The organism is Oleiphilus sp. HI0117 (assembly GCF_001635235.1).
On the sequence record NZ_LWGA01001424.1, the window covers coordinates 1 to 935 of the forward strand.

The following is a 935-nucleotide window of genomic DNA, read 5'->3' on the forward strand; positions in this document are numbered from 1 at the left end:
CCAGCTGTCCGCCCGAGAAAAGAGACTGGGCCTTCGCTGCAGAAAACATTTCTCTCAATAGAGAAGAAGGCTTCGGCCAAGCAAAAAACACCCGTTTTCTGATTAAAGATACGCCTGTGATGTACATTCCCTGGTTTTCGTTTCCGATCGATGACCGCCGTAAGTCGGGCTTCTTATATCCTTCATTCGGTACCTCAAATACAGAGAACGGCATATTTCTATCGACCCCCTATTATTTTAACTTAGCGCCCGACTACGATGCGACGTTTACGCCCAGCTATGTTCATGGCAGAGGGGTACATTCCGATCTAGAACTTCGGCATGCTAGCACTTATACCAATAGCGAGCTCAACTTAGGCTACATCAGCAAAGACAAGTTCTATAATAGCGAGCAGAAAGCAATCGGCCCAGATGACACGGACGCTCGCTGGGGCCTCAGCTTTAGTCAGGATATCAATGCGCATCATGACGGCTGGTATGGCACGCTCAAATATAGCCAGATCAGCGACTTTGACTACCTGGATGATTTGAACCAGGGGCTGAATATAAACCGAAGTGATAACCTTGATCGAAGGGCTGAACTCCATTATTCAGAGGATAACTGGCGATTCAGCTTCTTGATGCAGCAATACAAAAGTATCGATGAAACACTGCTGGCAAGCGAACAAGCTTATCAACGCTTACCTGAACTAAATTATCAATTCGGTTCTATCTACAAACAACTGCAACTCGACTGGCACAGCCAATATGTCTACTTCTATCGTGACCAGGAAGGTCTCGTCGGGGATGAACGTATTATAGGCTCACGCGTTCGACACCAGCCCAAGGTATCATTGCCTTTATCTAAGAGCTGGGGCTATATCAGCCCATCTGTAAGTATCGACCATACCGACTACTTTCTTGAAGATTATACGCCTGTCGACAATAATATCTCT

1 protein-coding gene is annotated in these 935 nt (G+C 46.3%); it reads left to right on the forward strand.

The genetic code is table 11. The features are described 5' to 3' along the window. Nucleotides 1-935 (forward strand): LPS-assembly protein LptD (locus tag A3757_RS23970; RefSeq protein ID WP_156506545.1); only part of this gene is annotated, 935 nt, incomplete at both ends.